The sequence below is a fragment of the Streptomyces sp. NPDC048420 genome, from assembly GCF_040651535.1.
In the GTDB taxonomy this organism is placed as follows: Bacteria; Actinomycetota; Actinomycetes; order Streptomycetales; family Streptomycetaceae; genus Streptomyces.
In genome coordinates, this window is the sequence record NZ_JBEZKG010000019.1 from 107,951 (window position 1) to 134,001 (window position 26,051).

General features: G+C 71.5%; 28 protein-coding genes. 8 read left to right on the plus strand and 20 right to left on the minus strand.

Features of this window, described 5'->3' with window-relative positions:
- The first annotated feature begins 31 nt into the window (after positions 1-31).
- Complete coding sequence (locus AB0D34_RS32570; protein ID WP_362668080.1) at positions 32-1,165, plus strand: Mrp/NBP35 family ATP-binding protein; 1,134 nt, start codon at positions 32-34, stop codon at positions 1,163-1,165.
- 69 nt (positions 1,166-1,234) lie between these two features.
- Here the strand turns inward: AB0D34_RS32570 and AB0D34_RS32575 are convergent, their stop codons facing one another.
- The 5 genes from AB0D34_RS32575 to sigE all read right to left on the minus strand — a co-directional run bounded on the left by AB0D34_RS32575 (position 1,235) and on the right by sigE (position 6,273).
- On the minus strand, positions 1,235-1,900 hold the full coding sequence (locus tag AB0D34_RS32575) for a hypothetical protein (RefSeq protein ID WP_362668082.1): 666 nt from the start codon (positions 1,898-1,900) through the stop codon (positions 1,235-1,237).
- A gap of 284 nt (positions 1,901-2,184) precedes the next feature.
- Complete coding sequence (locus AB0D34_RS32580) at positions 2,185-2,613, minus strand: sec-independent translocase (RefSeq protein WP_362668084.1); 429 nt, start codon at positions 2,611-2,613, stop codon at positions 2,185-2,187.
- Between the two features lie 168 nt (positions 2,614-2,781).
- Positions 2,782-4,527, minus strand: a complete 1,746-nt coding sequence (locus AB0D34_RS32585; protein WP_362668086.1) for a trypsin-like peptidase domain-containing protein — start codon at positions 4,525-4,527, stop codon at positions 2,782-2,784.
- Positions 4,528-4,618: 91 nt separating this feature from the next.
- A complete protein-coding gene (locus tag AB0D34_RS32590) occupies positions 4,619-5,578 on the minus strand; it encodes a zf-HC2 domain-containing protein (protein ID WP_362668089.1) in 960 nt (319 codons plus the stop codon).
- Positions 5,575-6,273, minus strand: coding sequence for an RNA polymerase sigma factor SigE (gene sigE / locus AB0D34_RS32595; protein WP_125194850.1), 699 nt, complete (start codon positions 6,271-6,273; stop codon positions 5,575-5,577). The genes AB0D34_RS32590 and sigE overlap by 4 nt, the downstream gene beginning before the upstream one ends.
- 235 nt (positions 6,274-6,508) lie before the next feature.
- Between sigE and AB0D34_RS32600 the strand changes: the two genes are divergently transcribed.
- On the plus strand, positions 6,509-7,207 hold the full coding sequence (locus AB0D34_RS32600) for an O-methyltransferase (protein ID WP_362668232.1): 699 nt from the start codon (positions 6,509-6,511) through the stop codon (positions 7,205-7,207).
- A 144-nt stretch (positions 7,208-7,351) separates the two neighbouring features.
- On the opposite strand, the gene AB0D34_RS32605 is transcribed toward AB0D34_RS32600, so the two are convergent.
- The gene (locus AB0D34_RS32605; protein ID WP_003966491.1) at positions 7,352-7,519 is read right to left on the minus strand and encodes a DUF3117 domain-containing protein; all 168 of its coding nucleotides are present in this window, start codon (positions 7,517-7,519) and stop codon (positions 7,352-7,354) included.
- 369 nt (positions 7,520-7,888) lie between these two features.
- On the opposite strand from AB0D34_RS32605, the gene AB0D34_RS32610 reads away from it, so the two are divergent.
- Complete coding sequence (locus AB0D34_RS32610; protein WP_362668092.1) at positions 7,889-8,680, plus strand: enoyl-CoA hydratase-related protein; 792 nt, start codon at positions 7,889-7,891, stop codon at positions 8,678-8,680.
- A gap of 20 nt (positions 8,681-8,700) precedes the next feature.
- Here AB0D34_RS32610 and AB0D34_RS32615 read toward each other — a convergent pair whose 3' ends face one another.
- Positions 8,701-9,279 (minus strand): DNA-3-methyladenine glycosylase I, encoded by a 579-nt coding sequence (locus tag AB0D34_RS32615; RefSeq protein WP_362668094.1) that lies wholly within the window; start codon positions 9,277-9,279, stop codon positions 8,701-8,703.
- On the minus strand, positions 9,276-9,632 hold the full coding sequence (locus AB0D34_RS32620) for a DivIVA domain-containing protein (protein ID WP_362668096.1): 357 nt from the start codon (positions 9,630-9,632) through the stop codon (positions 9,276-9,278). Before AB0D34_RS32620 ends, AB0D34_RS32615 begins: the two co-directional genes overlap by 4 nt.
- 146 nt (positions 9,633-9,778) lie before the next feature.
- Between AB0D34_RS32620 and folP the strand changes: the two genes are divergently transcribed.
- On the plus strand, positions 9,779-10,639 hold the full coding sequence (folP, locus tag AB0D34_RS32625) for a dihydropteroate synthase (RefSeq protein ID WP_362668098.1): 861 nt from the start codon (positions 9,779-9,781) through the stop codon (positions 10,637-10,639).
- A gap of 59 nt (positions 10,640-10,698) precedes the next feature.
- Here folP and AB0D34_RS32630 read toward each other — a convergent pair whose 3' ends face one another.
- Both AB0D34_RS32630 and dapE read right to left on the minus strand, forming a co-directional pair.
- Positions 10,699-11,457 carry a TIGR00730 family Rossman fold protein gene (locus AB0D34_RS32630; RefSeq protein ID WP_362668100.1) on the minus strand — a complete coding sequence of 253 codons (759 nt, stop codon included), beginning with the start codon at positions 11,455-11,457 and terminating at the stop codon, positions 10,699-10,701.
- Positions 11,458-11,568: 111 nt separating this feature from the next.
- Complete coding sequence (dapE, locus tag AB0D34_RS32635) at positions 11,569-12,648, minus strand: succinyl-diaminopimelate desuccinylase (protein ID WP_362668103.1); 1,080 nt, start codon at positions 12,646-12,648, stop codon at positions 11,569-11,571.
- An 85-nt stretch (positions 12,649-12,733) separates the two neighbouring features.
- Here dapE and AB0D34_RS32640 point away from each other — a divergent pair, with 85 nt between their 5' ends.
- Both AB0D34_RS32640 and AB0D34_RS32645 read left to right on the plus strand, forming a co-directional pair.
- Positions 12,734-13,702 carry a heavy metal transporter gene (locus AB0D34_RS32640; RefSeq protein ID WP_362668105.1) on the plus strand — a complete coding sequence of 323 codons (969 nt, stop codon included), beginning with the start codon at positions 12,734-12,736 and terminating at the stop codon, positions 13,700-13,702.
- Between the two features lie 274 nt (positions 13,703-13,976).
- Entirely contained in the window at positions 13,977-14,432 is a 456-nt protein-coding gene (locus tag AB0D34_RS32645; protein WP_362668108.1) for an ATP-binding protein, read from the plus strand.
- Positions 14,433-14,499: 67 nt separating this feature from the next.
- Here the strand turns inward: AB0D34_RS32645 and AB0D34_RS32650 are convergent, their stop codons facing one another.
- Positions 14,500-15,591, minus strand: a complete 1,092-nt coding sequence (locus AB0D34_RS32650; protein ID WP_362668234.1) for a bifunctional succinyldiaminopimelate transaminase/glutamate-prephenate aminotransferase — start codon at positions 15,589-15,591, stop codon at positions 14,500-14,502.
- A gap of 104 nt (positions 15,592-15,695) precedes the next feature.
- Positions 15,696-16,013: a ferredoxin gene (fdxA, locus tag AB0D34_RS32655; protein ID WP_007384503.1), complete on the minus strand. Its 318-nt coding sequence runs from the start codon at positions 16,011-16,013 to the stop codon at positions 15,696-15,698.
- Positions 16,014-16,153: 140 nt separating this feature from the next.
- Here fdxA and AB0D34_RS32660 point away from each other — a divergent pair, with 140 nt between their 5' ends.
- Together AB0D34_RS32660 and AB0D34_RS32665 are read left to right on the plus strand one after the other, a co-directional pair.
- Positions 16,154-17,161 carry a GNAT family N-acetyltransferase gene (locus AB0D34_RS32660; protein ID WP_362668110.1) on the plus strand — a complete coding sequence of 336 codons (1,008 nt, stop codon included), beginning with the start codon at positions 16,154-16,156 and terminating at the stop codon, positions 17,159-17,161.
- Positions 17,162-17,193: 32 nt separating this feature from the next.
- A complete protein-coding gene (locus AB0D34_RS32665; protein ID WP_362668113.1) occupies positions 17,194-18,045 on the plus strand; it encodes a transglutaminase-like domain-containing protein in 852 nt (283 codons plus the stop codon).
- Positions 18,046-18,124: 79 nt separating this feature from the next.
- Here AB0D34_RS32665 and AB0D34_RS32670 read toward each other — a convergent pair whose 3' ends face one another.
- The 8 genes from AB0D34_RS32670 to AB0D34_RS32705 all read right to left on the minus strand — a co-directional run bounded on the left by AB0D34_RS32670 (position 18,125) and on the right by AB0D34_RS32705 (position 25,937).
- Entirely contained in the window at positions 18,125-18,742 is a 618-nt protein-coding gene (locus AB0D34_RS32670) for a response regulator transcription factor (protein ID WP_362668115.1), read from the minus strand.
- Complete coding sequence (locus AB0D34_RS32675; protein WP_362668117.1) at positions 18,739-19,899, minus strand: histidine kinase; 1,161 nt, start codon at positions 19,897-19,899, stop codon at positions 18,739-18,741. Before AB0D34_RS32675 ends, AB0D34_RS32670 begins: the two co-directional genes overlap by 4 nt.
- Positions 19,896-20,636 (minus strand): ABC transporter permease, encoded by a 741-nt coding sequence (locus AB0D34_RS32680; protein ID WP_362668119.1) that lies wholly within the window; start codon positions 20,634-20,636, stop codon positions 19,896-19,898. Before AB0D34_RS32680 ends, AB0D34_RS32675 begins: the two co-directional genes overlap by 4 nt.
- Entirely contained in the window at positions 20,633-21,568 is a 936-nt protein-coding gene (locus AB0D34_RS32685; RefSeq protein ID WP_362668121.1) for an ABC transporter ATP-binding protein, read from the minus strand. The genes AB0D34_RS32680 and AB0D34_RS32685 overlap by 4 nt, the downstream gene beginning before the upstream one ends.
- Before the next feature lie 109 nt (positions 21,569-21,677).
- Complete coding sequence (locus tag AB0D34_RS32690) at positions 21,678-24,296, minus strand: hypothetical protein (protein ID WP_362668123.1); 2,619 nt, start codon at positions 24,294-24,296, stop codon at positions 21,678-21,680.
- A gap of 158 nt (positions 24,297-24,454) precedes the next feature.
- Positions 24,455-24,865, minus strand: coding sequence for a DUF6113 family protein (locus AB0D34_RS32695; protein ID WP_362668126.1), 411 nt, complete (start codon positions 24,863-24,865; stop codon positions 24,455-24,457).
- Positions 24,862-25,719, minus strand: coding sequence for an N-acetyl-1-D-myo-inositol-2-amino-2-deoxy-alpha-D-glucopyranoside deacetylase (gene mshB / locus AB0D34_RS32700; RefSeq protein ID WP_362668128.1), 858 nt, complete (start codon positions 25,717-25,719; stop codon positions 24,862-24,864). Before mshB ends, AB0D34_RS32695 begins: the two co-directional genes overlap by 4 nt.
- Before the next feature lie 23 nt (positions 25,720-25,742).
- Positions 25,743-25,937 (minus strand): hypothetical protein, encoded by a 195-nt coding sequence (locus tag AB0D34_RS32705; RefSeq protein WP_020136789.1) that lies wholly within the window; start codon positions 25,935-25,937, stop codon positions 25,743-25,745.
- Between the last annotated feature and the right edge of the window lie 114 nt (positions 25,938-26,051).

Here is a 26,051-nt window from a genome sequence, read left to right on the forward strand (position 1 = left end):
AGGGCCTGTCAGGGGCCGTACCATCGTCTGTATGGCTAGCGAAGACGCGGTGCGCGAGGCACTGGCGACGGTGAACGACCCCGAGATCAACCGGCCCATCACGGAACTCGGGATGGTCAAGTCGGTCGACATCGGCGCGGACGGAGCGGTCGCGGTCACCGTGTACCTGACTGTCTCCGGCTGTCCGATGCGCGAGACGATCACGCAGCGCGTGACCGACGCGGTCTCGGCCGTCGAGGGTGTCACGCGCGTCGACGTCACGCTCGACGTGATGAGCGACGAGCAGCGCAAGGAGCTGGCGACCGCGCTGCGCGGCGGCCAGACCGAGCGCGAGGTCCCCTTCGCCAAGCCCGGCTCACTCACGCGCGTGTACGCGGTCGCCTCCGGCAAGGGCGGCGTCGGCAAGTCCTCGGTGACGGTGAACCTCGCGGCTGCGATGGCGGCCGACGGCCTGAAGGTCGGTGTCGTGGACGCCGACATCTACGGCCACTCGGTGCCGCGCATGCTGGGCGCGGACGGCCGCCCGACCCAGGTCGAGAACATGATCATGCCGCCGTCGGCGAACGGCGTGAAGGTCATCTCGATCGGCATGTTCACCCCGGGCAACGCACCGGTGGTGTGGCGGGGCCCGATGCTCCACCGCGCGCTCCAGCAGTTCCTGGCGGACGTGTACTGGGGCGACCTGGACGTCCTCCTGCTCGACCTGCCCCCGGGCACGGGCGACATCGCGATCTCGGTGGCCCAGCTGGTCCCGAACGCGGAGATCCTGGTCGTGACCACGCCTCAGCAGGCGGCGGCGGAGGTCGCCGAGCGCGCGGGCTCCATCGCGGTCCAGACCCACCAGAAGATCGTCGGCGTGGTCGAGAACATGTCCGGCCTGCCCTGCCCGCACTGCGGCGAGATGGTCGACGTCTTCGGCACGGGCGGCGGCCAGACGGTGGCCGACGGACTGACGCGGACCACGGGTGCCACGGTCCCCGTCCTGGGTTCGATCCCCATCGACGTCCGCCTCCGCGAGGGCGGCGACGAGGGCAAGCCGGTGGTGCTCACCGACCCCGACTCCCCGGCCGGCGCGGCCCTGCGGGGGATCGCAGGAAAGCTGGGAGGCAGGCAGAGGGGCCTTTCGGGGCTGTCGCTGGGGATCACCCCGAAGAACAAGTTCTAGACAAGTACCCTCAGGGGCGCGGGGAACTGCGCGACCAGCCACATACGGCCCGCAGTTCCCCACTCACATTCATGCGTACTCGCCGATGTCCTTCACGACGGCGAAGCCGAGTCCGTACGCGCTCATCCCTCTCCCGTACGCCCCCACATGCACCCCTTCCGACGTGGACCCGGCGAGCACCCACCCGAACTCGGACTCCCGGTAGTGGAAGGGCGTAGGAACTCCGTCCACCGGCAGCGACAAGGTCGACCAGTCGGGCCCCTCAAGGTCGTCGGCCAGCACCCACGCCGTCTCGGTCTGCTGATCCAGCCAGTCGTCCCTCAGGGAGTGGTCCATCTGCCCGGGCCAGGTGAACGACAGCAAGCCCACTCCTGCAAGCCAGGCCGCCGAAGACACCGACGTGGCCTCAAGCAGCCCCGTCCCATCGGCGCTCCTCCGGGACGGACTCGCGGCGACGGTCACCACGACCGCGAACTTCTCCTTCGGCTCTCCCGTGGAACCCGCCTCGTTCTTCACCGAGGGCTCGTCGCCGTGCCCGATGGAGCCGTGCTCGACGGCCCCGTCGGCCGACGTGCCGACCTGCATCAGCCAGCGCGGCCCCGTGAAGGCCTCGTCGAGGCCGTACCAGGGGAAGGGCGCCTGAAGGTAGCCGTCGACCGTGCGCCGGGCGGAGGGAACCTGCTGGCCACCCTCCGCGGCCGGCGCCTGCGCGACTGCCCCACTCGTCGTCTCCATGTGCCGGACGCCTCCTACTAGCTCTCGTCGGACCGGACCGGCCCCGCCCCCCTTCGGGCGGCGTCGCTGGTTCGCGTACGGCCCGCACAACAACTCGGCAGCATAGCCACACCGCTCCGAGCTGCCGGGAAACCGCCCGGCGCGCGGGGCGCACGGGGGGTCGGTTCAGGCCGTACGAGGGGCCCTACGAGGTGCGATCGGGGTATGAAACGCGTCACGTACGACGGGAAAAGGCGCCCGCGAGCTGAACTGCTCGGCAGGCGCCTTCCGGTGGGGCGTACGGCTTACGTGGCGTCCGCGTCGAAGGGCGGGCGGTCGTCCTTGCCGGGTTCCTCGGGCTTCTTGGTCATGTCGATCCGGCCACCGGAGGAGGACGAGGACGGCGAGGTGTCCGTGCTGTGCACGGCATCGGTGACCTCGGCCATCTCCTTCTTCAGGTCGAAGCCGTTGCGGATCTCCTTGAGCCCCAGCTCGTCGTTGTCCAGCTGCTTGCGGATGAACGTCTTGGGGTTGAGGTCCTCGAACTCGAAGTCCTTGAACTCCGGGCCGAGCTCCGAGCGGATGTCCTGCTTGGCGCTCTCCGAGAACTCGCGGATCTTGCGCACGGTCCGCATGACGTCCTGGATGACCTTCGGGAGCTTGTCCGGACCGAAGACGAGCACGGCGAGGACAACGAGCGTGATCAGCTCGAGCGGTCCTATGTCATTGAACACCTGAAGCTCCTTGGGATCCGGGCCAGGACCACGGTACCTGCCGTTCCCGTATGACCGGTACTGTCCTGAGCGCTCCGAGCACGGGTCGGTGAACGGTTTTCCGGGTTGTTTGCCTTGTGGAACAGGATTCGGAGCCGTGCCTGTGAGGTTTGTGTCAATCGGTGCGCGTCAGCTGCCGTCCGAGGATCCAAGAACCAGTGAGACCGTGATCTCCTTGCCGGCGCGCTCCAGCGTGAGCCGCAGACGGTCGCCGGGTCGGTGGGCGCGGGTCTTCACGATGAGCTCGTCACCCGAGTGGATACGGCGGTCGTCGACCTCGGTGATGACATCGCCCGCCCGGAGCCCTGCCCGGTCACCCGGGCCGCCCTCGGTGACGGCGGGGCCGCCGTCACCGCCCTTCGTCCCGACGCGGGCGCCGTCGCCGGTGTAGCCCATGTCGAGGGTGACGCCGATGACGGGGTGGGTCGCCCTGCCGGTGTTGATCAGTTCCTCCGCGACCCGCTTGGCCTGGTTGACCGGGATGGCGAATCCGAGGCCTATGGACCCTGACTGACCGCTCTCGGAGCCGACGCCGTCGGCGGCGGAACGAATCGCGGAGTTGATGCCGACGACACGGGCCCGGGAGTCGAGGAGCGGGCCCCCGGAGTTGCCGGGATTGATGGGAGCGTCGGTCTGCAGGGCGTCGACATACGACACGTCACTGCCGCCCGCGCTGTCGCCGCCGGCGGTGATGGGCCGTTCCTTCGCGCTGATGATGCCGGAGGTGACTGTCCCCTCCAGATCGAAGGGGGCGCCGATGGCGACCACGGGGTCCCCGACCCGAACGTTGTCGGAGTTGCCAAGCGGCATGGGCTTCAGCCCGCGGACCCCGCTCACCTTGACCACGGCGAGGTCGTACCCGCTGTCCCTCCCGACGACCGTGGCCTTGGCGGTGTCCCCGCTGTGGAAGGTCACCGATATCTCGCCGCCGGCCGCGGCGGGTTCCACGACGTGGTTGTTGGTGAGGATGTGGCCGCGGTCGTCCAGCACGAACCCGGTCCCGGTGCCGGACTCCGCGGTCCCGCTGACATGCAGGGTCACCACGCTGGGCAACGCATGGGCGGCGATCCCGGCGACGCTGTCCGGAGCGCGTCCGCTGTCCTCCCGCCCGGCCTGCGGCAACTCCACGACGTCACCCCCGACACCGTTCCGCTCCAGATACGCCCCTACGACCCCTCCGACGCCGCCCGCCACGAGCGCGAGCACCGCCGCGGCCCCGACGAGCCCTCGCCGCACCCGCGCCCCCTTGGGACCGACGGCGGCACCGTTCTGCTGGAGGGGGGCGGCCACGGGGGCCCAGGGGTCGTAGTTCTGCCAGGGGGTGGGGGTGTCAGGGGCTGGGGTGTCGGGCGGCGGGGCCAAGGTGTCTGAAGGCAGGGCGGACGGGCCTGCGGGCGGTGTCCGTGTCGGCGTCTGTGTGCCGTGCGCGGGTGTGGTCGCCGGGTGCTGGACCGGCGGAGCAGGGGCCCAGGGGCCGGGCACGCCGTAGGGCGGGGTGCTGGTGGAGTCCGAGTCGGGCAGCGGCTCGGGGGACTCGGTGACGGGCTGGACGGGAGCCTTGTCGAGGGTGAGGGCAGACGAGCCGGAGCCCTCCACCGGGCCGACGCCCACCGCGGGCCGCGCCGACTCGTCACCGCCTTCCGCGACAGGCGAGGTCTGCGGAGGCCTGAGCTCGAAATCGCCGTCCGTGCTCTGCGGAGGCGTCAACTCGAAGTCACCCTCCGAGTTCTCCCGGCCGACCGGAGCCGGCGGCGCGAAGTCCCCGTCCGACCCCATCGGGCCGGCTGCCGGTACGGCCCCCTCGCCGGCTCCCGGACCCCCCTGCGGCCGAGGTCGGCTCCACCATTTCGCCTTCGTGGGCTTCCCCTCGTTCATGCTCTCCCCACAGCTGACCGGCCGCGGTGCGCGGCACGTCGACCTACCTGTGGATTCAACCAGGTTCACGCGCCGCGGAGCAGGGCGTCGGTCAGCGGGGGGTGCTGGAGGGCGCGGAGGTGGTGTGGGGGACGGGTGCGGCGAGGAGACCGGGGTTGGTGAGGTCCGGGGTCGTGGACCAGGAGGTCAGGGTGAGCGGCGGAGTCGCGCTGAGCGGACGTATCAGAGGGGACATCGCGGCCGCACCGGCGACCACGGGCGCCGTGAGCGTGTGCAGGGCCGCGTCCTGGACCTGGGCCGGTATCCCCGGCAGCAGCGGTGCGGACGCCTCGGTCGGGGCGACCGGGGTGTCGCCGAGCGACCGCTGCCCCTGTTCCTGCGCGAGCAGTGGGCCCACGCCGCGGCGCCGCTGGTTCTCCGGCACCGCGGCCCCCGTGCCCGGGCTGCGCGCCGGAGTCACATTGCTGCCGCCCCCGCGGGCGTCGGTGTCGCCGGGCACTCCGGTGGTGACGCCGCCCAGCGCGATCGCGGCCAGCGACACCGCACCGGCGGCGACGAACGCGAACCGCATGCCGCGCGACGCCGAGCGCTCGGCCTCGTGACGGCTGACGTCATGGATGCGGAAGCCCCGGCCGGCGGACGGCGGAAGCACCGCGGCGTGCGGGCCGGCGGGGACGTAGCCGAACTCGAAGCGCTCGCCACGTCTCACGCCGAAGACGCCGGCGGCGCCGGGTCGTCCCGAGAATCCACCGGTGAGCCCTCCCCCGCCGAACGGCGAGCTGTCGCCGTCCTCCGGATCACCTCCGGGCAGCCCCTGGAGGCGGGCCAGGAAGCTCTCGGAGGGGGGTGGCGGGGCGGCCTCCGCGAAGACGTTCTTCAGGCGGCGCTGGGCGTCCGCCTCCGCCTTGCACTTCGGGCAGGTGGCGAGGTGCGCGAGGACGCGCTCCCGCGTTGCATGACCGAGCTCGCCGTCCACCAGGGCGGCGAGTCGGTCTCCCAGATGCTGTTCCGCGAGGCTGCCCTCGCCGGGTTTGGGCAGTGATCCACTCACGCGGACGCGCCCCCTCCCCCCAGCGCGGGGACCCGGGCCATGAAGGAGCGGCGCTCGGCGCGGGCCTCCGGCGAGCGGTGCGCCAGGGCCTTGCGCAGCTGGGAACGGCCGCGGTGGATCCGTGAACGGACGGTGCCGAGCTTGACGCCCAGGGTCGCGGCGATCTCCTCGTACGACAGCCCTTCGATGTCGCACAGGACGACCGCGGCGCGGAACTCCGGGGCGAGGGTGTCGAGGGCCTGCTGGACGTCCGCGTCGAAGTGGGCGTCGTTGAAGACCTGCTGGGGCGACGGCTCGCGGCTGGGCAGGCGCTCGGCCGCGTCCTCGCCGAGGGCGTCGAAGCGGATGCGCTGCTTGCGGCGCACCATGTCCAGGAAGAGGTTGGTGGTGATGCGGTGCAGCCAGCCCTCGAAGGTGCCCGGTGTGTACGTGGACAGCGAGCGGAAGACGCGGACGAAGACCTCCTGAGTGAGGTCCTCGGCGTCGTGCTGGTTGCCGGTGAGGCGGTACGCGAGGCGGTAGACGCGGCCGCTGTGCGTGCTGACGATCTCCTCCCAGGTGGGCGGAGTCCACGCCTGCCCGTCCGCGTCGGTGGCAAAGGTCGCGGTCTGGGCGTAGTCGCCGGCGTGGCTGTGGTCAGCGGTGTCGTTCACGGATTTCGGCCTGCCCGCCGATCCGAGGAAGCGCCTCAGCACTCCCCCACGATCTCCAGGCGCGGCCGCACCTCCCCTGTCGGCTCTGGTTGTCTCCAGTGGAGCCCCTACCATAGCCACCTCGCCCGTTAGCTCCGGATAAGCGGTTTTACGAGAATTTGATCTGGGCTGATACCACTCGGACCCCTGCGTCAGCAGTTGCTCGAGGGCCTGCTCGTCATCGTGATCCAACTGTGTCCCCCCGGGTGCGTCTCCACCCCTCTAAACGCCCGGTCCCATCTGCGGGTTCCCGGCGGCAACGGATACAGTCACGCCCAGGCAACCACGGGGCAAGGAGAGGGCCATTACCGGCAACCGGCAGACGAGCTGGGCGTTCGCCGACGCCTACGTCGCCGAGGACGAAGTCCTGCTCTGGGCCCGCGACCGGGCCCGTGAGGCGGGGCTGCGCTCGGTGTCGCCCGGCGCGGGCGCCGCGCTGCGGTTGCTGGCCGCCTCCGTGGACGCGAAGGCCGTCGCCGAGATCGGTACCGGGACCGGCGTCTCCGGCATCCATCTTCTGCACGGGATGCGAGCGGACGGGGTGCTGACCACCGTCGACCCCGAGCCGGAGCACCAGCAGTTCGCCCGGCAGGCCTTCCGCGCCTGCGGCTTCGCCAGCAACCGGGCCCGCTTCATCCCGGGCCGTGCCCTGGACGTCCTGCCCCGCCTCGCCGACGCCGGCTACGACCTCGTCTTCTGCGACGGCGACCGGCAGGAGGTCATGGACTATCTCGCTGAATCGTTGCGCCTGCTGCGTCCGGGTGGACTCGTCGTCTTCGAGGGCGTCTTCGCCAACGGCCGCACGGTGGACTCGGGACCGCAGCCCACGGAGGTACTGCGCCTCAGGGAACTGCTGCGGGCCGTGCGCGAGAGCCAGGAACTGGTGCCGTCACTGCTGCCGGTGGGCGACGGGCTGCTGTGCGCGGTCAAGCGCTGACCGAAGCGAGCCCTGGACCGGTGCGCGATGAGTCGCTGAGCCGGTGCGGGCCGTACGGCCATTCAGGGGGTCCCGCCGGGCAGACCACTGCCCCGGCACCACAGGTGATGCCGGGGCAGCCGAAAGGGTATGGTCGCTTCCGCGTCAGCCGACGACCTTCTTGAGGGCGTCGCCGAGCGCGTCGGCCTCGTCAGGGGTCAGCTCGACGACGAGCCGACCGCCGCCTTCGAGCGGAACGCGCATGACGATGCCCCGCCCCTCCTTGGTCACCTCGAGCGGGCCATCGCCCGTCCGCGGCTTCATGGCCGCCATGCTCGTTCCCCTTCCTGAAACCAGCTCATCGTCAAAGCCGACAGCCCTGGGAGGGCACGCGCGTCAAAGTGGGACACGCGCCACCGGCATCGAACACATTGCTTCCAAGCCATTATCCCGCATCTCAGGACCCGATGACCAACATCAGTCGGCATCGCTTGGGCAACGCGCGCGAGCAAAACCACTCAATTCGGCGATGTGGCTGCGATACTCCGCCGCCGCGCGGATCTCGACCGGCTGTGAACGCTCCCGAATTCTTTGACGCAGGTCACACGTCCGGTCCGGTCCTCGGACGGCGATCTCCGCCATGCTGTCCTACGGACATCGATACGGACAGCGATGCAGCGGACACACCGGAGGGGATGCGCCATGGCCGACACCGTGCTCTACGAGGTGAGCGACGGGCTCGCGACGATCACTCTGAACCGGCCCGAGGCGATGAACGCCCTCGATGTCGCGACGAAGGTCGCGCTGCGGGAGGCGGTGGAGTCGGCGGCCTCGGACGACGCGGTACGGGCCGTGCTGCTCACCGCCGCCGGCGAGCGGGCGTTCTGCGTGGGGCAGGACCTCAAGGAGCACATCGGGCTGCTGATGCAGGGGTCCGACGTCGTGATGAGCACGGTCAAGGAGCACTACAACCCCGTGGTGCGAGCGCTGACGGAGATGCCGAAGCCCGTGGTCGCCGGGGTGAACGGGGTCGCGGCCGGGGCCGGCTTCGGGATCGCGCTGGCCGCGGACTACCGGGTGGTGGCGGACACCGCCGCCTTCAACACGTCCTTCGCGGGGGTCGCGCTGACCGCGGACTCGGGGATCTCGTGGACGCTGCCGCGGGTGGTGGGGCCGGGCCGGGCCGCGGACCTGCTGCTCTTCCCGCGGACCATCTCGGCGCGGGACGCCCATGAGCTGGGCATCGCGAACCGTCTCGTGCCGTCGACCGAGCTGCCCACGGAGGCGGAGAAGGTGGCGCGGGCGTTGGCCTCGGGGCCGACGGTGGCGTACGGAGCGATCAAGGAGTCGCTCGCGTACGCGCTGTCGCACACTCTGGCGGAGACGTTGGAGAAGGAGGACGAGCTGCAGGGGCGGGCCGGGGCGTCGGAGGACCATGCGATCGCTGTGCGGGCGTTCGTGAACAAGGAGACGCCCGAGTATCTGGGGCGGTGAGCTCCGCGGGCGGCGCGCCCCTAGGGAGTTCTCGCCACGCAGCTCTGCAAGTGGTCGTCGACCAGGCCGCACGCCTGCATCAGCGCGTACGCCGTCGTCGGGCCCACGAAGCGCAGGCCCCGTTTCTTCAGCGCCTTGGACAGGGCGGTCGACCCCGGAGTCACCGCCGGGACGTCGCCCAGCGTCCTGGGCACCGCGTGAGAAACCGGGGCGTGGGACCAGATGAGCTCGTCCAGCTCACCCGGTGACCACTCGGCCAGCACGCGCGCGTTGGCCATCGTCGCGTCGATCTTGGCGCGGTTGCGGATGATCCCCGGGTCGAGGAGCAGGCGGTCGCGGTCGGACTCGTCGAAGGCCGCGACCTTGGCGATCTCGAAGCCCGCGAAGGCGGCCCGGAACGTCTCGCGGCGGCGCAGGATGGTGATCCAGGACAGGCCGGACTGGAAGGCCTCCAGGCTGAGTCGCTCGTAGAGGGCGTCGTCGCCGTGGACCGGGCGGCCCCACTCCTCGTCGTGGTACGCGATGTAGTCCGGTGTGGACAGGGCCCAGGGGCAGCGCAGCGCGCCGTCCGGTCCCGCCAGGGCGGCGCCTTCGGTCACTGCTGCTCCCCGTGGCCGTGGTCCGGCTTCTCCATGGTGACGTGCGGGGCGGCCTGGGCGCCGGCCAGCGCGGACTCCAGGTCGGCGATCCGGGCGTCCCGCTCGGCGAGCTCGGCGCCGAGGCGGCTGAGCGCGTCGTCCACGTCGGCCATGCGGTAGCCGCGGGCGGTGAGGGGGAAGCGCAGGCTCTCGACGTCGGCTCGGTCCACCGGGCGGTCGTAGGGCAGGGGGTCGTGGAGGCGCTCCGGGGCGGCGTCCGGCAGCGGGCCGTCGCTGTCGCCGCCGACCACGGCGAGCGTCACCGCGGCGACCACGACCGCGAGCGCGATGACCAGGAACAAGAACATAACCATCGCTGAGGTCCCCATGGTCCCTGCCGGCGGCGGGCCACCGGCGTCGAATGTGTCAGGGTCCGATCGTGCCATGCGAGTCTGACAGTTAGGGTCGCAGGCGGCCGCAGACTCCGAACACACAGACGTACGAAGTGAGGTCACAGGGGATGCTCAGGCTGGGCAGGCGTGAATTCGGCGCGCACGAGCCGGTGATCATGGCGATCGTGAACCGGACCCCCGACTCCTTCTACGACCGGGGAGCCACCTTCCTCGACGAGCCCGCCCTCGCGCGCGTGGAGCAGGCGGTGGCCGAGGGGGCCGCCATCATCGACATCGGCGGGGTCAAGGCCGGACCGGGGGAAGAGGTGTCCGCCGAGGAAGAGGCGCGCCGGACCGTGGGGTTCGTGGCGGCGGTGCGACGGCGGTTCCCTGACGTGATCATCAGCGTCGACACCTGGCGGGCGTCCGTCGGCGAGGCGGTGTGCGAGGCGGGGGCGGATCTGCTCAACGACGCGTGGGGCGGGGTGGACCCCGAGCTGGCCGAGGTCGCCGCGCGGTACCGGGTGGGGCTGGTGTGTACGCATGCCGGGGGTGCTGAGCCTCGTACGCGGCCGCACCGGGTGGAGTACGACGACGTCATGGCCGACGTGCTGCGGGTGACCGTGGGGCTGGCGGAGCGGGCGGTCGCTCTGGGGGTGCCGCGGGAGTCCGTGATGATCGATCCCGGGCACGACTTCGGGAAGAACACGCGGCACAGTCTTGAGGCGACGCGGCGGCTCGGGGAGATGGTCGAGACGGGGTGGCCCGTGCTGGTGTCGCTGTCCAACAAGGACTTCGTGGGCGAGACCTTGGACAAGCCGGTGAAGGAGCGGGTGGTGGGGACGCTGGCGACGACGGCGGTGTCCGCGTGGCTGGGGGCTCAGGTGTACCGGGTGCACGAGGTCGCGGAGACGCGGCAGGTGCTGGACATGGTGGCGTCGATCGCGGGGTACCGGCCGCCGGCGGTCGCGCGGCGGGGGCTGGCGTAGTCGCGGGGGCGAGGCCCCCGGCACAGCGCCGCACCCCCGACCACGGTTCAAGTCCAGCGCTAGCGCCCCGCCTCCTTCGACACCAACGCCACCGCCTCGTCCACGTCGTCCGTCACGTGGAACAGCAGCAGGTCCTTCTCCGAGGCCTTGCCCTGGGCGATCAGGGTGTTCTTGAGCCAGTCGACCAGGCCGCCCCAGTACTCGCTGCCGAAGAGGACGATCGGGAAGCGGGTGACCTTCTGGGTCTGGACGAGGGTCAGGGCCTCGAAGAGCTCGTCCAGGGTGCCGAGGCCGCCCGGCAGGACGACGAAGCCCTGCGCGTACTTCACGAACATCATCTTGCGGACGAAGAAGTAGCGGAAGTTGAGGCCGATGTCGACGTAGGGGTTGAGTCCCTGCTCGAAGGGGAGCTCGATGCCGAGGCCCACCGAGGTGCCGCCCGCCTCGCAGGCGCCCTTGTTGGCCGCCTCCATGGCGCCCGGGCCGCCGCCGGTGATCACGGCGAAGCCGGCCTCCACCAGGCCGCGGCCGAGCCGCACCCCCGCCTCGTACTCCGGTGAGTCCGCCGGCGTCCGCGCCGAGCCGAACACGCTGATCGCGGGCGGGAGTTCGGCGAGCGTGCCGAAGCCCTCGATGAACTCCGACTGGATGCGCAGGACGCGCCAGGGGTCGGTGTGGACCCAGTCCGAGGGGCCGCCCGCGTCCAGCAGGCGCTGGTCGGTCGTGCTCGCCGTGACCTGTCCCCGCCTGCGGAGGACAGGTCCCAGGCGCTGCTCCTCCGGCGGCTGCTTCTTGCCCTCGGGGTTCCCGGTAGCCATGTGCGCTCCCTCCGCTTGCCTGGTCTTTCCATCTCAGCGTAGATCTACGCGGGTTACGGAGGGGGGACGTCCGCGTGTCCGCCATGAAGCGCCCACCGCCACACCGCCTTCTTACGAGGTCAGCCAGGCCCGCAGCTTCGCCTCCGCCTCCGGGATCAGCGACACCTTCACCCGCTCGTCCACCTTGTGCGCGAGCAGCGGTTCACCGGGGCTGTAGTTCACCGCGGGCACGCCCAGCGCGCTGAAGCGGGAGACGTCCGTCCAGCCGAACTTGGGGCGGGCCACGCCGCCGACCGCCGCCATGAAGGCCTGGGCGACGGGGTGGGTGAGGCCGGGGCGGGCACCGCCGGTGTGGTCGTCGACGGTGAACTCGTCGACCCCGCAGTCCGCGAAGAAGTCCCGCACGAAGGCCTCCGCCTCGGCCTCGCTGCGGTCGGGCGCGTAGCGGAAGTTGACGGTCAGGACGCAGGTGTCGGGGATGACGTTCGTGGCCACGCCACCCTTCACACCGACCGCGTTGAGGCCCTCGTGGTACTCGAGGCCGTCCACGACCGGCTTGCGTGGTTCGTACGCCGCCAGCTTCGCGAGGGCGGGTGCGGCCTTGTGGATGGCGTTGGAGCCCATCCACGCGCGCGCGGAGTGCGCCCGCTCTCCCTTGAACGTCAGCAGCACCCGCAGGGTTCCCTGGCAGCCGCCCTCGACCTGGTTGTCCGTCGGCTCCAGCAGGACCGCGAAGTCGCCCTCCAGCCACTCGGGGTGGGCCTCGGCCACATGTCCCAGGCCGTTGAGGTGGGCGGCGACCTCTTCGTTGTCGTAGAAGATGAAGGTGAGGTCGCGGTTGGGCTCCGGGAGCGTGGCCGCGATCCGCAGCTGCACCGCGACGCCGGACTTCATGTCGCAGGTGCCGCAGCCCCACAGGTAGCCCTCGTCGTCGAGGCGGGAGGGGACGTTGCCCGCGATGGGGACCGTGTCGATGTGGCCGGCGAGGATGACGCGTTCCGAGCGGCCCAGGTTCGTGCGGGCGACGACGTTGTTGCCGTAGCGGTCGACCGTGAGGTGCGGCAGGGCGCGCAGGGCGGTCTCGATCGCGTCTGCGAGGGGCTTCTCGGTGCCGCTCTCGGACGGGAAGTCGACGAGCTGCGCGGTGAGCTGAGCCGCGTCGAGGGAAAGGTCAAGAGGGGTGTCGGCCATGCTCCCGACCCTAACGCCCCCTCCGCTCGCGCCCGCTGCCCCCATCCGGCACGGACGTCTCAGTACTCTCCAGTATCTTGTCCGGATGCCAGAGCAGTCGCCCCGTCCTCGCAAGCGCCGTAGCCGCCTCCTGCGTTCCTTGGCTGCCCTTGTGGTCCTGTGCGCGGTCGCCGGTTACCTCGTGGTGCAGTACGTCACCGGAGGCTCGGGCGGTCCGGTCTGCAAGGTCGTGTCGGGCAAGGCCGGCGGACCGTCGTACGACTTCACGCCGGAGCAGGCGGTGAACGCGGCGACGATCACCGCCGTCGGTACCGGGCGCGGGCTGCCCGAACGGGCCGTGACCATCGCGCTCGCCACCGCGCTCCAGGAGTCGGGGCTGCGCAACATCGCGCACGGCGACCGTGACTCGCTCGGCCTGTTCCAGCAGCGGCCCTCGCAGGGCTGGGGCACCCCGCAGGAGATCCAGGACCCGACGTACGCGGCGGCCGAGTTCTACAAGCACCTGGTCAAGGTGGACGACTACCAGGACCTGCCGCTGACCGTCGCCGCGCAGCGCGTGCAGCGCAGCGGCTATCCGGAGGCCTACGCCAAGCACGAGCCGGACGCCACCCTGCTCGCCGCCGCCCTCACCGGCACCTCGGCGGCCACCCTGACCTGCGACGGGCGCCCGGACACCGCCCAGGCCGCGCAGGCCACCGTCTCCGGTCCGGACGCGGTGCGGTCCGCTCTCGTGCGGGACTTCGGGCGGGACGCGCTGGAGACGACCGCGGCGGAGGTGGGCGCCAAGGCGTCACCGAGCCCGACGCCCACCGCGGACGACGGGCGCACGGTGACGCTTCCCGTGCGCAGGGACACCAGCCCCGGTGCCGACCGCAGCCTCACGGAACGCGGCTGGCAGCTCGCGCACTGGGCGGTCGCCAACTCCTCCGCGCTGCGCATCGAGCGCGTCTCGTACGCCGGGCGGCAGTGGACCGCCGGGAACACGGACAGCCAGTGGCGGCCGACGGGCAACGAGGACGCCACGGGCTCGGTGCGGATCGTCACGGCACGGTAGTTCGGAAGATCACCTGGAAGGGTCACGTCCGCCCGTCTCCGGAGCGGGGGTGCGCAGGTTTTCGTCCCGTCACCCCCGTATCCGCGAAAACCCTTGAGAACAAAGGGCTGCAAGGATTCGAAGGACTTTCGGACCGGCAGCTTTTTGCCCGCTTTTATCCGCAGGTGATTATGCGACGCATTGCCAACTCTTTACGTTGCGCCTCCGCAACCTTCCTCGGCTTCGAGCGGTAGTCACGGCGTCCTAGCAACGTTTCCTCCGTCGAAGGAGCAACATGTCCCTCCCCCTGACCCGCAGGATCGCCCGTGCCGCGCTGCTCGTCGCTGCGGGAGCGGCAGCCGGGGTCGGTGCGGCCGGCGCCGCCAGCGCGGCCCCCGCACAGCTGCCGGCCACCCCCAACCTCGGCGGGCTGACCGCTCTGGACGGGGCGAACGTCGGCAACACGGTGGACGGCGCGGCGCAGAACCTGACCGGGACCGCGGGCAAGACCGGTGGCAAGACGGTCGAGAAGGCCGTCCCGTCCGCGGGCAAGACCAGCGGCAAGGCCGTGAAGAAGGCGGCTCCGGTCGCGCAGAAGACGGCGGGCGAGGCCGCCGGTTCCGCCGGGGGCCTCCTCGGCGACACGACGTCCACGGCGACGAAGGGCGGCCTGCCGACCGACTCCGTCACCAAGGGCGGCGGCCTGCCGGCGGCGGACACCCTGCCGGTGAAGAGCCTCCCGCTCGGCTAGTACCTGACCTGCATGGCTGAGGGGCCCGGGGATTTCCCCGGGCCCCTCAGCCATGCAGGTCAGGCGATCACAGACGCTCTACGGCCGCCCGCACCCGCTCGTCCGTCGCCGTCAGCGCCACGCGTACGAACTTCTCGCCCGCCTCGCCGTAGAAGTCGCCGGGGGCCACCAGGATGCCCAGGTCGGCCAGGTGGGCGACGGTCGACCAACAGGACTCGTCCCGGGTGGCCCAGAGGTAGAGGCTGGCCTCGCTGTGCTCGATGCGGAAGCCGTGGGACAGGAGCGCCTCGCGCAGCAGGGTGCGACGGGCCGTGTACCGCTCCCGCTGCTCGCGCACGTGGGTGTCGTCGCCCAGGGCCGCCACGACCGCGGCCTGGGTCGGCGCCGGGGTCATCATGCCGCCGTGCTTGCGGATCTCCAGGAGGGGCGCCAGGACGGCCGGGTCGCCCGCCAGGAAGGCCGCGCGGTAGCCCGCGAGGTTCGAGCGCTTGGAGAGCGAGTGGACGGCCACGATGCCGTCGTAGGAGCCGCCGTTGACGTCCGGGTGCAGGACGGAGACCGGGTCGGCCTCCCAGCCCAGCTCCAGGTAGCACTCGTCGGAGAAGAGCAGGATGCCGTGGGAGCGGGCCCAGGCGACGATCCTCGTCAGCTCGTCCTTGGAGAGCACCTTGCCGGTCGGGTTCGACGGGGAGTTGAGCCACAGGAGCTTCAGGCCCGCCGGGTCCAGCTGGGTCGGATCGTCGTAGACCTCGTGGTCGGCCCGGGCGAGGCGGGCGCCGACCTCGTACGTCGGGTAGGCCAGGCGCGGGTAGGCGACCCGGTCGCCGGGGCCGAGGCCCAGCTGGGTGGGGAGCCAGGCGACGAGTTCCTTGGAGCCGACGATCGGCAGGACGTGGCGGTGGGTGACCTCGCGGGCGCCCAGGCGGCGCTCGACCCAGCCGGTGATCGCGTCCCGCAGAGCCGGGGTGCCCCAGACCGTCGGGTAGCCCGGGGAGTCCGCCGCGTCGATCAACGCCTTCTGGATCAGGTCGGGGACCGGGTCGACGGGCGTGCCGACCGACAGGTCGACGATGCCTCCGGGGTGCGCGGCAGCCGTCTTCTTGTACGGCTCCAGCTTGTCCCAGGGGAAGGTGGGGAGGCGGTCGGAGACTGCGGACACGGCGTTCGGGCTCACTTTCGGGTCGTACGGCAAACGCCTCGGCCCCGCACAGCCGTGATCAGGCCGTACGGGACCGAGGCGGCACGCCTAAGGGTGCCGGATGATCAGGCCTGCGGCGGGAGCGCGGCGATGAACGGGTGGTCCCGCTCGATCAGGCCCAGCTTGCTTGCGCCACCGGGCGAACCGAGCTCGTCGAAGAACTCGACGTTCGCCTTGTAGTAGTCCTTCCACTCATCCGGGGTGTCGTCCTCGTAGAAGATCGCCTCGACCGGGCACACCGGCTCACAGGCACCGCAGTCGACGCATTCGTCCGGGTGGATGTACAAGGACCGGGAGCCCTCGTAGATGCAGTCGACCGGGCACTCCTCGATGCAGGCCTTGTCCTTCACGTCGACACAAGGCTGCGCGATGACGTAGGTCACGCTGTCGTTCCTCCTCCATAGGGCGCTGGCGGGCCTCCTCAGGCTCCGCCGCCTCGCGCGCGGGAGCGCGGCGTCGTCGATGCCCGCCCCTAGTATCTCCGTTCTTGGGCATGATCCGAACAGGAGGGGTGAACTGACCTGTGGAAATCTCCGCCGCAGGACGCCTTGTCGTCCGTATCTCCGCAGCTGACGTGGGCAAACGGGTATCCGTAAGGCGCCTGGACGAAACCGGCGTCACGCAGGAGAAGTTCACCGACACGGTGGGTGTTCTCACATCATGGGACGACGGTGTGTTGCTGATCACGCGCCGGGACGGCGAGAACGTCCGCATTCCGGAATCCGCGCTGGTGGCGGGCAAGATCGTCCCCGCTGAGCCGGCCCGCCGCCGGGGCCCGGCCGCCTCGTACGAGGAACTGGCCCGGATCGCCGCGCGCGGCTGGCAGCCGGTGGAGAGCGAGCACCTCGGCGAGTGGGAGCTGCGCGCCGCCTCCGGCTTCACCCGCCGCGCCAATTCCGTCCTCCCGCTCGGCGACCCCGGCGTGCCGCTCGACGAGGCCCTGACCGCCGTACGACGGTGGTACGGCGACCGCGGGCTGCCGGCGTACATACAGACCGCGACCGGCGCCGCGGGCACCCAGGAGGTGCTGTGCGCGGAGCTGGAGGCGCGCGGGTGGACACGGGAGGTGACGGCGGAGCTGTGGACCGGGGCGCTGGCTCCGGTCGCGGACCGGTCGCCCGGTGAAGGTGTCGTGCTGTCCCAGGAGGCCGATGCCGACTGGCTGGCGCGCTATCAGCGCAAGGGGGTGAGCGAGGTGGCGCTGCGGGTGCTCGGGAGCGGACCTTCGGTGTGGTTCGCCACCGTGCCCGGTGAGGGCGCGCCGGCCGCGATCGGGCGGTGTGTCGTCGACGGACGGTGGGCCGGGTTCGCCGCGGTCGAGGTGGATCCGGCGCTGCGGCGACGGGGGCTGGCCTCCACGGTCATGGCCGCGCTGGCACAGCGGGCGCTCGACGAGGGGGCGTCGGCCGCGTGGCTCCAGGTCGAGTCGGACAACGCCGGTGCGCGGGCGCTGTACGCCGGGATGGGATTCACCGCGCACCACGCCTATCACCACTACCGCGAGCCGGACGTCTCCGGCGCGGCAGGGTAGTAGCGATCGCCGCGAAAGGGCACGAGCCAGCTATGCGTCCCCCGTTTCCGCCACCGCCCGAACGTTCCGCCGAACTCCGGCGGCGGTTCGCCGAAGAGGCACGCTCCGAGCGGCCCGATCTGTCCACGCTGTGCCTGCTGCTGGGGGCGGAGGCCGACGGGGCGCTCGACGAGGCCGGGATCGACGCGGCACAGATCGAACTCGACCGGCTGGCCGGGCAGTTGCCGTTCCGTCCAGGCGGGCCACGCTCGTGGGCCGTGTCACTGCGGGAACTGCTCGGGGACCGCTGCGGGTTCCGTGGGGCGCCGGTGGACTACCAGCGGCTGGAGTCCTCGCTGCTGCACGAGGTGCTACGGCGACGGAGGGGGCTGCCGATCCTGCTGTCCGTGGTGTGGATGGAGGTCGCGCGGCGAGCCGGGGCTCATGTGTACGGGGTCGCTCTGCCGGGGCACTTCGTGGTCGGGTTCGGGCCACGGGAGGAGCAGGTGCTGGCGGATCCGTTCGACGGGGGGCGGGTGCTGGCGGGGGCCGACGCCGAGTTGCTGGTGGCGGGGGCCACGGGGGCCTCTTTGGAGCCGTCGATGCTGGTGCCCGCGGAGACCCTGGACGTGGTGCAGCGGATCCTCAACAACGTGCGGGCGTGGGCCGCGGCTCGGCCGGAGCGGTCGGATGTGGGGCTGTGGGCTGTGGAGCTGGCTCTGTTGTTGCCTTCGCATCCGGCGCGACTGCGTTATGAGCGGGCGCAGTTGCTGGTGCAGCGGGGTGACTTCGTCGAGGGGGCGGGGGAGTTGGAGGCGTATGCGGGGGTGGTGGCTGCGGTGGACGAAGCTGCGGCGGCCAAGGTTCGACAGCAGGCTCATGCCGCGCGAGCGATGCTCAACTGAGGACCGTTCGCGTCTGCAGGTGCGTCGTGGCTGGTCGCGCAGTTCCCCGCGCCCCTAGGTCCGCTGCCCTGAACGGCGATCAAAGCCACCCCTTCTCACGCGCGATCCTCACCGCCTCCGCCCTGTTCCGTACCGCCAGTTTCTGGATCGCCGTGGAGAGGTAGTTGCGGACCGTGCCCTGGGAGAGGTGAAGTTCCTTCGCCAGCTCGGCGTTTGTGGAGCCGTCGGCGGCCGCCCTCAGCACTTCCCTCTCCCGGTCCGTCAGCGGGTTCGCGCCCTCCGCCAGGGCCGCTGCCGCCAGCGTGGGGTCGATGACCCGCTCCCCCGCCAGTACCTTGCGTACCGCCGCCGCCAGTTGGGCCGCCGGGGCGTCCTTGACCAGGAAGGCGTCGGCGCCGGCCTCCATCGCGCTGCGGAGGTAGCCGGGGCGGCCGAAGGTCGTGAGGATGACCAGCTTCACCGCCGGGAGTTCCTTGTGGAGCTGGGCCGCCGCCTCGATGCCCGTCGCGCCCGGCATCTCGATGTCCATGAGGGCCACGTCGATGTGGTGGGCGCGGGCCGCCGCCAGGACCTCGTCGCCGCGGGCCACTTGGGCGACGACCTCGATGTCGTCCTCCAGGCCGAGCAGGGCGGCCAGGGCCTCGCGGACCATCGACTGGTCCTCGGCGAGCAGAACCTTGATCGTGCGGCTCGTCATGAGGCGGATCCTACGTCGGCCGCGGAACCGGCGGGCACACGGGCGACCAGCCGGAAGCCGTGCCGGGTGCCGCCGGCCTCCAGGGTGCCGCCGGCCTTCTCCAGGCGTTCGGTGAGACCGGTGAGACCGTTGCCGGGGCCGTCGCCCGAGCCTCCGGAGCCGTTGTCCTCGACGGAGAGTTCGAGCACCGGTCCGTCGAGGGTCTGGCGGCGCAGCAGCTCCACGGTGCAGCGCCGGGCGCCGCTGTGCCGTACGACGTTGGTGACCGCCTCGCGCAGGGCCCAGGCGAGGGCCGACTCGCTGTCCTCGGGGACGCCGGTCAGGTCGGGGTCGGCGGGGATTTCGGCGCCGACCCCGGCCGTCGCCAACGCGGCTTCGGCGCCCGCGAGTTCGGCTGCCAGGCGGGGGCGTCGGTAGCCGCTGACGGCCTCGCGGACATCGACCAGGGCCTGTCGGCTGACCTTCTCGATGTCGGCGACCTGATGGGCCGCCTTCTCGGGGTGGTCGGGCAGCATCCGGCCCGCCAGCTCGCTCTTCAGGGTGATGAGCGAGAGGGAGTGGCCCAGCAGGTCGTGCAGGTCGCGGGCGAGGCGCAGGCGTTCCTCGTTGGCGGCCAGGTGGGCGACCTTGGCGCGGGCCTCGCGCAACTCGATGGTGGTACGGATCAGTTCGCGTACGCCCGTCATGGAGAAGCCGCCGAGCAGGGCCGGGAAGAGCAGTCCGGCCAGGAACGACGTGCCGCCCGGGACGGCGAGGGCCACGCCGGTCAGCAGGGCCGAGACGACGGGGATGCTCCAGCGGGCCATCCGGAACGGCAGGGCCGCACCGGAGGAGATCGCCACGTACACGAACAGGACGAGCCACTCCCGGCCCAGGGTGAGGGAGAGAACGGTCGACTGCGCTGCCAGCACCGCCACCGAGCCGAGTACCACCCGGTTGGTCTCGCCGCGCCCGGTGCGGAAGACCAGGGCGAAGTACCAGGCCACGAAGGCCACCAGGCCGATCCATCCGAGGACCTGGACGCCCGGGCGGTGGCCGCCGTGCAGCAGGTCGCCGACGGGAGCGCTCAGATAGGCCAGCCAGATGCCGATCCAGAGGAACTTGACAACCTGTTGCCTGCGGTTCTGCGGGCGCTGCCCGATGCCGACGCTGCTCACGCCTTCAGCGTGTCCTTCCGGTACAGCCAGGCCGCGCCGCCCGCGAACAGGGCGAAGGAGACGGCCAGGATGGCGAGGTCCTGTGCGTGCGGGGCGCGGCTCTGTTCGATGGCCTGCCCGAGGGCAGCGTACGCGTGCGTGGGCAGCCACCTGGCGATGTCCTGGAGCCACTGCGGGAAGGTCGTCGTGGGCATCCACAGGCCGCCCAGCATCGACAGGCCGAAGTAGGTGATCATCGTGATCGGGCGGACCGCGTCCCCACTGGCGAGGTACCCGATGGCCACACCGAGCGCCGCGAAGACCAGGCTCCCGGCCCAGATCGCGCCGGTGAGGGCGAGCCACTGCCAGGCGTCCAGGCGTACGCCCTTCACGACCGCGGCGACGACGAACACGACCACGATCGAGGGCAGGCTCACCACGGCCGCGCTCGCCGTCTTGGCGAACACGTAGCCGCGTCCCGGCAGCGGGGTCAGCCTCAACTGCCGTACCCAGCCGCCCTCGCGCTCCTTCGCGATGCGCTCGCTGTTGCCCATCAGGACGGCGGTCAGGGCGCCGAAGGAGGCCATCGAGACCATCATGTAGGTCGGCAGGGTCAGGCCCGTGCCGTCGACCTTCGTCGTGCTGTCGGCGTTGCCCGCGATGATCAGGAACAGCAGCGACGGGTACATCACCGAGAAGAACAGGAACTTGCGGTTGCGCAGGGCGCGGGTGAGTTCCAGCTTGATGAGGCTGTTCACTTCGACTTCGCCTCCTCGGCGGCGGTGATGGCGACGAAGGCCTGCTCCAGACCGAGCCCGGCGACTTCGAGGTTGCGGGGGTAGACGCCGAGGCCGTAGAGGGCGTGGACGGTCGCGTCGGCGTCGGTGGACTGGATGCGGACGGTCTGGCCGGAACCCGCGGCGGAGCCGCTTTTCGACACAGTCACGGCGGTGAGGAAGGGCAGTTCGCGCAGGGGCCCCTCGTCGATGGCGCCCTCCAGGTCGAACGTGATCCTGCGGGCACCCGCCTTGGCCTTGATCTCGGCTGCGGTGCCGTCGGCGAGCAGGCGGCCCCGGTGCAGGACGAGCACCCGGTCGGCTATGGCGTCGGCCTCTTCGAGGTAGTGGGTGGCGAAGAGGACCGTACGGCCCTGGTCGGCCTGTTCGCGCATGGTGGCCCAGAAGGCCTGGCGGGTGGTGACGTCCATGCCGGTCGTCGGCTCGTCCAGGACGATCAGGTCGCTGTCGCCTGCGGTCGCGAGAGCGAAGCGGACGCGCTGGGCCTGGCCGCCGGAGAGCTTGTTGACCTTGCGGTCGGCGATCTGGGCGATGCCCGCGCGGGACAGCACCTCGGAGGGCCGGTACGGCTTCGGGTGCAGGTCACAGGCGAGCCGTACCAGCTCCGCGACCGTGACCTCGTCCATCAGCCCGCCGCTCTGCAGCATCGCGCCCACGCGCCCGGCGACGATCGCCTCCCGCGGGGTGGTGCCGAAGAGCCGGACACTGCCGCTGTCGGGCTGCTTGAGGCCGAGCAGCAGATCGAGGGCGGTGGACTTGCCGGCCCCGTTGGGACCCAGCAGCGCCACGGTCTCCCCCGGCCGCAGGGCCAGGGACAGTCCGTCCACGGCCCGTACCTCGCCGTATGCCTTGCTCACCTGGTCGAACGCGACCACCGAGGCTGTCGTTGTCATACGGCCATGGTGGCCTCGTGGGTGCAGTGGCGGGCAGTGCCGACCGTCCGGAGTGCCGCATGACAGATGTCATGTCGGGCGGCACTCCGGTGCGGTTTCCGCGGGTCGGTCAGCTCGGGTTCGTGTCGATGGTCACGATGCGGTCCGCCGGCGTCTTGCCGCGCAGCGCCTTGCCCAGTGCGGAGGCGACGTCCTGCGGCAGGACGTCGCGCTTGCCGCTCGCGCCGTTGATCTGCACTCCGGCGAAGGTGGTGCCGTACGCCTCCTTGAGCGCTTCGAGGTTGTACGTCTCCACGAGCTTGCCGCCGACCGCCTTGAAGCCGAGGATCTTCGGCAGGGACAGCGAGCCGAAGTCGATGCTGTGCGTCGCGTCGGTCTTGATCGTGACGCGCTCGGACATCGCGGGCTCCGCGAACTCCTTCATCATCCGGTCGACCTCGGCGTTCGAGACCGACGGCTGCTTGGTGGTCGTCGGGAGCGTGACCGAGCCGGCGGTGCCGGTCTCGACCTGGGTGCGGTACGCCTCCTCGACCGCCGAGACCGACTGGTCGACGGCGATGCCCTTGCCGGCCTTGCCGTACACGGCGACGGCCTTGCCGTTCTCGAACTTGATCGTGCCGTCGGTCGCCGAGCCGGCGCCGCCCGAGGCGTCCTCCAGGGCCGCCTGGAGCTTCTCCTCGTCGACCGGCATGACCGGGTCGACGACCCGGTGGTTGCCGAAGAGGGAGCCGATCACCGAGACCGGGTTGTAGTCGCTCTTCGCGGCCGCGGCGACCGTGGCCTGCTCGTCGAGCTGGAGGCCCGCCTGGTCCGGCCTGAGCGAGACGGTGTCGCCGCCGACCGACAGCTTCAGGGCTTCGTTCACCCGGCCGCCGAGGGCGTCGTCGAGCTTCTTGACGGCGTCGTCGCGGGTGCCGCCGCCGATGTCGACGCCGAGCACGGTGGTGCCCTTGGGCACGTCGGAACGGTTCATCAGGAGGCCCGCGCCGTAGGCACCGACGCCGAGGAGGACCACGGTGCCGCCGACCAGCGCCAGCTTGCTGCGGCCCTTCTTTTTCTTCTTCTTGGACGCGGCGGCCGGGGCTTCCTGCGACGCGGTGTCGGGCAGCTTCGGGGCCGTGTGCGGGCCGTCTGCGCCGGGTCCCTGGGCACCGGGCGGCACGACCGGGATACCGCTGGTGACGGTGTGCCCGGAGACGTTGTCCGGGTTGCCGTAGCCGGGGCCGCCCGGTGCGGGGGCGGGCTTCTGCGGGGTGAGGATCGCGGTGTCGTCGCTCAGTCCGCCACCGGGGCCGAGGCCCGTGCCGGGAGCGCCACCGAGAGTGCCGCCGGGGGTGGGGGCACCGGGAGCACCGGGGCCGCCGGGGCGACCGAGGGTGCCGGGGCCGCCCTGCGCGGCCTGGGCGGGCTGACCGCCTGAGATGCCGGGGGCGCCGCCGGGTCCTGCTGGGCCGCCCTTGCGGCGGGCGCCGCCCGGGGCACCGGGGCCGCCCTGCGGGCCGAAGCCCGGGGAGCCGACGGAGCCGTTGGAGCCTCCGGAGCCGTTGAAGGACTCGCCGCCGAAGGCCTCCGCCCTGGCGAAGGGGTCGGGGCCGGCAGGGGGTACGACCGAGCCGTCGCCGGTGACCGGGCCGCCGGTGGGGCCCGCGGGGCCCTGGGGTCCGCCGAAGCCGCCGCCGTAGTCGATCTGGCCGCCCTGGCCGCCGTAGTCGATCTGGCCGTTCTGCGTGCCCGGGCCGCCGGGGCCGCCCTGTGTGGCGAACCCGCTCTGCGCGTTCCGGCTGTCCTGACCACCGGGGCCGCCGAAGCCGCCGTGGCCGTTCAGGGCGTCGTGACCGCCTTGGCCGCCGAAGCCGCCCTGGCCACCCTGCCCGTTCAGACCGTCCTGGCCGCCGAAGCCGCCCTGGCCGTTCTCCCCGTTCGGGCCGGTGGCGCCATTGCCGTTCTCCGCGAAGTACGGGAGGTCGTCGCGGCGGGGCTCGGTGCCACGCTGGCCCGCGTTCAGGGCCTCGGTGACGTCGAAGGAGCCCGTGCCGCCGCCGTGGCCGGGGGCCACCGGACCGCCGGTGGCGCCACCCGGGAGCCCGGCGCCGTTCGTGCCGCCGGAGCGGGAACCGCCCGGCACGCTCATCGAGCCGACCACACCACCGGGCCGACCGGCCCCGTGACGCGGGCCGCCGGAAGGGGCCGCACCGGGACCACCGGCACCAGGACGCGCACCGCCCGCGGCACCGGCACCCGCTGCACCCGGCGCACCGGCACCCGGCACGCCCGCTGCCGAACCACCCGGCAGACCGGCCCCGTTGGTGGCGCCGCCGCCCGGACCGCCCTTGGCGGGGCCGGACTTGCGGGGCGCGAACCAGTCGCTCTGCTTCTCCTCGGCGGCGGGCGGGCCGGGTTCGGCGGGGAGTTCGACGGTGCCCGTGGTCGAGGAGGGACTGGGCGCCGGGGCCTCGGGCTCCGGACGGCTGTCGACGGAACCCTCGGCGTCGCCGACGGGCTGACGCACGACGACCGGCGGAATGGGCCGCGATCCGGGGATGTTGATCCGGATCCGGGTCGTCAGCGTGGTCTCGGTCTTGCGCTCCTCCGGCTGCGCGGCCGAACGGCCCGCGTCCGGACCGCCGTCGGACACCTGGGGCGTCCCGTACGGCGGCGTGCCCGAGGGGTAGGCGGCTCCGCCGCGCCCGTTGGGCCCGGAGGACGGACTGTCAGTTTCACGACTCAAGGCAGGTTCTCCCGGTTGGCTCCGCCGCCCGTTTCGACCTCACTGCTTCGGGCGTCGGCGGCGCGCACCACCATACTGGCCACTTCTGGCCCGTATCCCACGACCGCTGGGGAAACCCACACGGGACTCCCACGCGTGCGATACGGAGAAGTGGTACGTCACTTGCCAAGTCGGACGGCGTCGCCGCCCGGTTGCCGCCCTTGTCCAAGGGTGGCGCAGATCACAGCCACAGCCATGCCGCCGAGCAGGAAGAGGTAGGAGCCGCTTCCCGCGGCGAACACGAAGTCCCCTTCCGGACGGCTGGCGGTGAGGAAGATGACGGCGACCATCCAGCCGCCGGCGGGCGCGACGGCCCCGGCCCGGCTGCCGGCGGCGCGTGCCCCGCCGAGCAGCAGTCCGGCCTCGCCGAGCAGCGCGAGCAGCAGTCCGCCGGGGAACCAGCCGCCCTGCACCAGCGATCCCGCGAGCCCGACGACCGCGCCGAGCACGAAGAGCCCGAGGTAGGCGGCGGCCCGGCCGGCCGAAGGGCGTTGCAGGGGCTGGGCCAGCATCGACGTACGGTCGCTCATGACGCGCCCTCGATCCCGGAGAACAGGTCGCTCTCCCTGGTGCCTCCGTGTTCCCCTCTCACCAGTTCGTAGTACTCGGTGGTGAAGAGAGGTTGCGCGAGTTCGTTGGAGAGCGCGAAGTAGGCCCCGGACACCTCGATCTGGGTCGCGTGCGCGGTCATCGCGGCGCTCTTGGCGGCGGTGTACGCCGTGCCGTCGATCTCCGTGGTGATCCGCTCGTCGTCCACCACGCCCGGTACGTCGTCGAGGACACCGGCCTTGGTGAAGGGGAGGCCGGGCAGGTCGTCGTGGAGCCGGGCGAAGGCCTGCTCGCCGACGGTGCGCGGTACGCGGTTCCAGTAGACCTTCTGGACCGGCCATCCCGCGTCGGCGGCGAGCTCCACCGCCCGCATGGCGACCCGGTGGGCCTGGATGTGGTCGGGGTGGCCGTAGCCGCCGTTGTCGTCGTAGGTGACGAGGACCTGGGGGCGGACCTCCAGGATCACCTCGACGAGACGGCGGGCCGCGTCGTCGACGTCGGCCTGCCAGAAGCAGGCCGGGTCGTCGTTCTCCGGGAGGCCCATCATTCCGGAGTCCTGGTAGCGCCCGGCGCCGCCGAGCTGGCGGAAGTCCTCGACGCCCAGTGCCCGCAGGGCCGCGGTGAGCTCGCCCAGGCGATACCGGCCCAGGGCGGCGCCGGTCAGGTGCCGCAGCCCGGGCGGGATGACCTCGCCGAGCTCGCCGAGGGTGCAGGTGACCAGGGTCACCCGGGCGCCCTCGGCCGCGTACCTGGCCATGGTCGCGCCGTTGTTGATCGACTCGTCGTCCGGGTGCGCGTGCACCAGGAGGAGACGCCGAGCGGGCTGTTCCGTCATGGCCCCAGCCTACGAGGCACAGATCAGAACTTGATACTGCCGATCATGCCCGCGATGTTCGTCGTCAGCTCGCTGATCGTCGGGGCGATCGAGGATGCCGCCAGATAGAACCCGAGCAGGATGCAGACGACCGCATGCCCGCCCTTCAGCCCCGACTTCTTGATCAACAAGAAGACGACGATCGCCAGCAGCACCACCGCCGAAATCGAGAGTGCCACGGCGGTTCACCTCCAAAGATCCCAGGGACGCGGGGGGTCGGACCAGGGGGGCAGATAAATCCATACGTCAGCCAGCAGGTTCATACCCACTATGCGGTAGTGATCATAACTATC